Genomic DNA, 6266 nt, shown 5'->3' with positions numbered 1-6266 from the left:
CAAGTCCGGCGAACACCATCGCCGGAAGATCGTCTAGGGCAGACGTCAAGCATCACCCGACGCCAACCCGTCAACCATCAACTGAGACTCGACACTTCGGCTGGGATGCGCCACAGTGGAGCTTCGTGCTGCTCCGGGCGGCTGCTGAGTAGTAGAGCTCTGAGGTCCTGGCGCTGCTTGCCGTTGAGGCCGAGGGCTTCGGTGAGCCTGCGGAACGTCGTGTGCGTGACACTGCGGTCGCGGGCCTTGGCCTCGAACTGGTCGAGTTGCCGGAGAGTGGCCTCAGGGACGAGCTTCCGTTCCGGCTGGCTGCCGAGCCAACTGGCCTTGTTGCGCTCGTAGTCGATCTCGGAGTATCCACAGATTTCGCGGCTGTACTGCTCCGCCTCTGCAAGGGTCTCCGTTGCGAGGATGGCGCGCGCGAGTTCGTTGCGGTTGAGGGCGTCGTCCAGGTCCGCTTCGTGGACGGTGGGGCCCTCGCCTGTGAGCGGGACTGGTAGGCCGGCGTCCCTGACTTCGCAGAGGCCGCGGACTCCGCGGGCCGTGGCCGCCAGCATCGCTGTCGCCTCGGACGGGTGCCATTCCAGGACTGAGCTGATCGGTTCGACGTGCTCGGCTGTGAGCATCAGGGTTGCGGGGCCCATGCGGTCGGCCAGAAGTTCGGCCGGGAGCTCTCCGTCCAGGCCGGGGCCGGCGACCAGGAGCCGTACAGGTGCGTTGACTTGGCAGCATGCGGCCAGAGCGAGGGCGTCGCCTAGCGGGCTGCGCAGGGTGGGTTCGTCGCCCTTGGCGAGGATGTCGCCGCCCACGTCCAAGAGGTCGATGGACTCGGGGGCCAGGTGCTCGATGAGCTCTTCGAGTTGGCGGGTGATGCCCTCGGCGCCGTGCATGGGATCGATCAGGGCGAAGGTGTGGGGGAGCTCGGCTGCCAGCCGGGGGAGCGTCGAGCCTGCGGGAGCGATGGGCTTTGCGTCGGCCGGGACCGTCCAGACGCTTCGTGTGAGGGGACGTAGGCCCGTGAAGTTCGCCGACCCACGTGGTCCTGGCACTGGATCGATCAGGAGGCGGTCCCACGCGTAGGTGAGGATCACCGCCGGATTGCCGCCGTCTCCGTAGAGGGCTGCGTCGAGCATTGCGGCGGCGACTGCGTCGCCCCCTCCTCCTGCTGCCACGATCAAGCGGGTCACCCTGGCAGCGTACGGGTTCCCGTGCCGGCCACTCACCCTATAGTGGCTACTGGTCATAGCCACTTAGGGAGGGGCTCCGATGCCGCAGATCGAAGAGACCCAGCCCAAGTACCTCCAGATCGCGCACCACATCCGCGATCAGATCCTGCGAGGCGACTTGAGGCCTGGCGACGAGGTTCCCTCGGAACGTCAACTCGCCGCGGACTGGAGCGTTTCACGCCCTACGGCGGCCCGGTCTCTGGAGGCTCTGAGTCATCAGGGGCTCGTGGAGAAACGTCAGGGGTCGGGTACTTACGTGCGGGGCCTCGCGGTGAATCGGCGGGCTCGGGAGCTCTACGGCCGTGCCAAGCAGACCGGCAAGATCTATACGCCGGGCGAGTACGCGGTGATCACCTCCGCCGGCTGGCTGGAGGCGCCTGACTACGTGGCGGATGCGCTGAGTCTGGCGGCCGGAGCCCGAGCTGCTCATCGGCGCCGGGTGACCAAGAACGAGGCCGGCCCCATCACGATCTCGACCTCGTGGTTCGGTGTCGATGTCGGCGAGCGGGCCCCCAAGCTCCTTGATCCTGAACGGATTCAGGAGGGGACGCTCATGTACGTGGAGAGCATGACGGGTCGCCAGGGAAGCTATGCCGAAGACCGGATGTGTGCCCGGCTGGCGACCGAGGATGAGGCTGCTGACCTTGAACTTGAGCCTGATGCAGCCGTCTTGATCGTTCATCACGTGGTCTATGACCTGCAGGATCGACCTCTGGAGTTCGCCGAGGCCACGTACCCACCTGGGCGTTGGGCGTTCGAGCAGGGCTACCCGATCAGCTAGAAATCGGCCTTCTCTCTGAGAACTGCTTGTGGCTTCGAGTGGCTAATGCCACTATCCAGTAAGTGGCTAAGGCCACTTGACCGGAAGGGGCACAGGCGTGAGCCAGGGGCGCGGGGAGTTACGGCACGTCTCGCGGGAAGCGGTCTGTCGTGGATGCCGGGGGCGAGGATGGAAGCACGTCAGCTCCCGCTCCGCCTTGGCGCTCTCCGCTGCCGAGGCTCGCGTCCGTGCTACGTCCAAGCGGCGCTGTCTCGACTGCGACGGCACCGGTAGGGAGTAGTGGCGCTCATGGCGGATGCACGTGAAGAGTCCGAAGCCGCGGTAGCTGGACCGTCGCCGATCGGGGGTATGACCCTTTATCCCGTGCCCGAGTCCGTAGCTCGGGCCAGGCGGTGGTTCCGGAAGTTCACCGCCCCGTACAACCTGGCCTGCTCGATCGATGACTGCGTGCTGATGCTCTCCGAGTTGGTGACGAACGCGATTCTCTACGGGGAGGCCGAAGAGCCCTGGCGGGTCCGGGTCGAGTGGTCGCGGCTGGGGGAGTCCCTGCGGGTTGACGTCCATAACCCCGGGTTCCCGGCGGATGTCCGGCTGCGCAGCCCCAGGGCCAACGATGCACACGGCAGGGGGCTTTGCCTGGTCAACGCGCTCGCGGACTCGTGGGCTGCGGGCCCCAGCCGTTTCGGTGGCACGGTTGTGTGGTTCCAGATCGACGAAGCCTGGAAGCCGTGAAGTCGTTTGAGTCTGTAGCGCCGATGGGTCCGCGGGTTTTCAGCGCCCACTCACGTGAGTAGGCTGGTTGACAGGTTGACTTGGCGGATTCTCACTAGGCGGGGCTATGGCGTACGAGGTGGCTGCACCCAAGTATGTGCGGCTGGCGCAGACGCTCCAGGGACGTATCGAGGACGGTACGTACCCGCCGGGGAGCCTGGTCCCGAGTGAAAATCAGCTGGTCCAAGCTTTCGGGATGTCTCGGCCCACTGTTGTCCGCGCGCTGGAGCTGCTGAAGCGGGATGGCTGGCTGGAGTCCCGGCAAGGGTTCGGCACCATCGTCCGGGGGCGGCCGGAAGTCGTCGAGCAGAAGGACCAGCGAGGACGCGAGGCGCTGGAGCGTGACGAATCCTCGGTTCAAGGTCGCCTGGTCCAGGTCGAGCAGGTGCCCGTACCGCCTAGGGTCGCCTCCCTCCTCGGCGTGCCCAAGAGCGCGACGGTCCTGGTTCGGCGGCTATTGGTGGAACAGGACGGCGAGCCGGTCGAGCTCTCTTCCTCGTACTTCCCGGCCGGCCTGGCCGACGGGACTGAACTCTCTGCCTCGTCTCCACTGCGAGAGGGGCAGCGTGTGCACCTGGAGACCCGCAAGAAGGTGCGCTTCGACCACGTGACCGAACGCGTCTCGGCCCGGCTGCCCAGCCTGGAAGAGGCTGATCTCTTGGCTATTCCTCAAGGGGGGCCGGTGCTCAGCGTGTTGGTCGTCGCGTGTGACGTTGCCGGACAGGCCTTGCAGGTCACGGATGTTCTTCTGCCTGCTGATCGGCAGGAGCTGGAAGACACCTATCGGCTCGGCTGAGTCGGATTCGGCCGCCTTTTCTGGATCACTTACGTATGGGGGCATAAGTCAGCGCCTCGCACCCGCACAGAAGGACTTGACCGTGTCAGACCGCCTGCCTGAAAGCAGCGATGTTCGCGCACACTGCGCTTCCGTCTTCGACCTCGACGCGAGGCTGCCGGAGATGGTCTTCCGGAAGAACAGGGGCGACACGCTGTTTTGTGAGTTCGGTGTCCTCCTCACCCCGGACCTGTGGCCGGCACTGTGCGCGATGGCTCAGTGGCACGGAGATCGACACGTCGAACTGCTCGTCCTCGAATCCGGCAACGGCACGTCCCTCACGCACGCACTGTCACTTTCAGCGGAGGCCAGCGGAGACGACTACTGGGACGCCGTCGGTTTCACGCCAGATGGCGATGCCCTTGACTCGATCACCATCATGGCGAACGTAGTTGCGGTGACGGGCTCTTCGGGGATGTGGGGATGTTGGGGTGAGCGCGACCCGGAGGTGGCGGTATTTCAAGGTTTCCCGAACGCATCGGCCCGCGACGCGTGGCGTGCGGAGTTCGGTCCGTTCTTGAGAGTCGACGATGCGTTGGACTCGTACCTCTCCCAGGTGTTCCGGGGGGCGGTCCCGGATTGGTACGCAGCAGCCATGGCCACCCACTATCGCGGCGAGGTCGACGGATTCGAGTGCTCAGCGTGAGCCGTATCTCGATGGCAGGGGCAGTTAGATGCTGATCGCCACAAGCCCGGGCTTGGATCCCGAAAAATGGTCGAGCTGGTGCTGAGCAGGTCATGTCCCAGAAACCTCAACTGGGGTGGCAGCGAGGCCACTTGACAAGTCAACCTGACTTCCTTAACTTCGAACTTGCTAAGTCAACCTGTCAGGTCGTCTGGCGGGTGTCTATGAAGGAGGATTCTGTGCGTGCAATTCGAGTTGAGACCTCGTCCGCGACGATCCTGCTGACCGAGGCGCCTGAGCCGAAGGTCAAGGACCGGCAGACGGGCGAGATCGCCAAGGACGCGGTCAGTGGGGAGGCGCTGATGAAGGTCGGCGTCGTCTACATCGACGAGGGGGAGTCCTCCCTCATCGCGGTGACCGTTCCGGAGAGTGGGGTCACGGACGGCCTGGCCGTCGGTGCTCCGGTCTCCCTGCCCGGCCTCGTCGCTCGTCCCTGGGAGAGCGTCTTCAGCGGACAGGCTCGCCACGGCATCGCCTACCGGGCGGCGGCCGTGGTCCCGGGCGTCTTCCTCACCGGACAGGAGAACTGATCTCGTGTCCGAGCTGATGACCCTGGCCGAACTGGGTGGACCCCTCGCCTTATTAGGCGGGGCGGTCTATACCCGGAAGGCGCACCCGGCGGTCTACTGGGCCACGGTCGGGCTGCCCTCGTCGGTGGTCCGGCTGGTTGGCTCGTACAGCTCCACCATGGACGCGTGCGGGCTGACGGTCCAGCCGTCCCGACTGCGAGCCCTGGCCGTGAGGGCCACGACCCGCCGTGAAGTTCGGCCGGTGCCTCCGCGCCGGGGGCTGATCCGTCCCACCTCCACGGGGCTGCGAATCCGACTTCGGCTCGCTCCCGGCCAGGAGCCGGCGGACGTGGCTGCCTCGTGTGAGCGGCTGCGTCACGCCTGGGGCGTCCACGCGGTCCACGTTCGTGAGATCAAGCCGGGCGTGGTCGAGCTGCGGTTGGTGGGCTTCGACGTGCTGCGTACGGTGAAAATGCCGCGCCGAGTGGTGCGTGACCTTCTCGCCGTGCCGGTGGCGCTGCGGGAGGACGCGACCGTGTTCGTCCACGACTATCGAGCGGTCCCTCACGAACTCGTCCTCGGCGCGACCTTGTCGGGGAAGTCGATGTTCCTCCGCAACCTGCTGACAGAGCTGGCCGCTCAGCCGGTTGCCCTGGTCGGCATCGACTGCAAGCGGGGTGTTGAGCTGGCGCCCTTCGCTCCGCGGCTGTCGGCGTTGGCCACAGACTCCGACGAGGCCGCCGAGCTGCTGCCCGTCCTCGTCAAGGAAATGGAGGACCGCTACGACCTGATCAAGGCCCGACAGGGCATCGCGCCCGGCATCCCGGACGAGGAGATCACCTCCGACGTGTGGGGGCTGCCGGATGACGAACGGCCGCCGCCGATTGTGCTGTTCGTCGACGAGGTCGCCGAACTCTTCCTCGTGGCAAGCCGCAAGGACGAGGAACGGCGCGACGAAATGGTGACCCAGCTGATCCGACTGGCCCAGCTAGGACGGGCAGCCGGCATCTACCTGGAGATCTGCGGCCAGCGCTTCGGCGCCGAGCTGGGCAAGGGCGCGACCATGCTCCGGGCTCAACTGACGGGCCGTGTCTGCCACCGCGTCAACGACGAGGCCTCCGCCAAAATGGCCCTCGGCGACATCGCCCCCGAAGCTGTCGGCGTCGCTGCCACCATTCCTGCCGAACGTCCCGGCCTGGCCGTCTCCGGTGACACGTCCGGCGGCTGGGGACGCATGCGCACTCCGTACCTCTCCCTCGGCGACGCCGCGACGATCTGCCGCGAGACCGCCGAGCTCGCCCCCGACGTACCGGCTCTGAAGCCGTTCCGGCCGCACGTCTCGGCTTCCCCCGTGGTCAGTCCGACTGCCGTGGCCAAGCCGCATCCGGCGACCGGCTGACCCACTGCCCCGACGGCCGGCGCGACCGCCTCGTGCCAAGTCCCGACCCCCGCCATGCCC

The 6266-nt window shown here is 66.5% G+C and carries 7 protein-coding genes; 6 read left to right on the top strand and 1 reads right to left on the bottom strand.

The genetic code is table 11. The annotated features are described in order from the left end of the window. Positions 1-77 precede the first annotated feature (77 nt). Positions 78-1178 carry a DUF1152 domain-containing protein gene (locus tag ACWEBX_RS23145; RefSeq protein ID WP_451886715.1) on the bottom strand — a complete coding sequence of 367 codons (1101 nt, stop codon included), beginning with the start codon at positions 1176-1178 and terminating at the stop codon, positions 78-80. A gap of 88 nt (positions 1179-1266) precedes the next feature. Here ACWEBX_RS23145 and ACWEBX_RS23140 point away from each other — a divergent pair, with 88 nt between their 5' ends. From ACWEBX_RS23140 to ACWEBX_RS23115, 6 genes are all read left to right on the top strand, one after another. Beyond that, on the top strand, positions 1267-2007 hold the full coding sequence (locus ACWEBX_RS23140; RefSeq protein ID WP_451886714.1) for a GntR family transcriptional regulator: 741 nt from the start codon (positions 1267-1269) through the stop codon (positions 2005-2007). Positions 2008-2295: 288 nt separating this feature from the next. Continuing rightward, positions 2296-2739, top strand: a complete 444-nt coding sequence (locus ACWEBX_RS23135; RefSeq protein WP_451886713.1) for an ATP-binding protein — start codon at positions 2296-2298, stop codon at positions 2737-2739. Positions 2740-2845: 106 nt separating this feature from the next. Beyond that, a complete protein-coding gene (locus ACWEBX_RS23130) occupies positions 2846-3574 on the top strand; it encodes a GntR family transcriptional regulator (RefSeq protein ID WP_451886712.1) in 729 nt (242 codons plus the stop codon). An 82-nt stretch (positions 3575-3656) separates the two neighbouring features. After that, entirely contained in the window at positions 3657-4259 is a 603-nt protein-coding gene (locus tag ACWEBX_RS23125; RefSeq protein ID WP_451886711.1) for a hypothetical protein, read from the top strand. A gap of 218 nt (positions 4260-4477) precedes the next feature. Next, on the top strand, positions 4478-4828 hold the full coding sequence (locus ACWEBX_RS23120; RefSeq protein ID WP_358818699.1) for an SCO3933 family regulatory protein: 351 nt from the start codon (positions 4478-4480) through the stop codon (positions 4826-4828). Between the two features lie 4 nt (positions 4829-4832). Further along, a complete protein-coding gene (locus ACWEBX_RS23115; RefSeq protein ID WP_451886710.1) occupies positions 4833-6206 on the top strand; it encodes an FtsK/SpoIIIE domain-containing protein in 1374 nt (457 codons plus the stop codon). The last annotated feature ends 60 nt before the right edge of the window (positions 6207-6266 follow it).

This window comes from Streptomyces sp. NPDC005070 (assembly GCF_053600395.1).
This window is presented reverse-complemented; position numbering and strand designations above follow the sequence as displayed.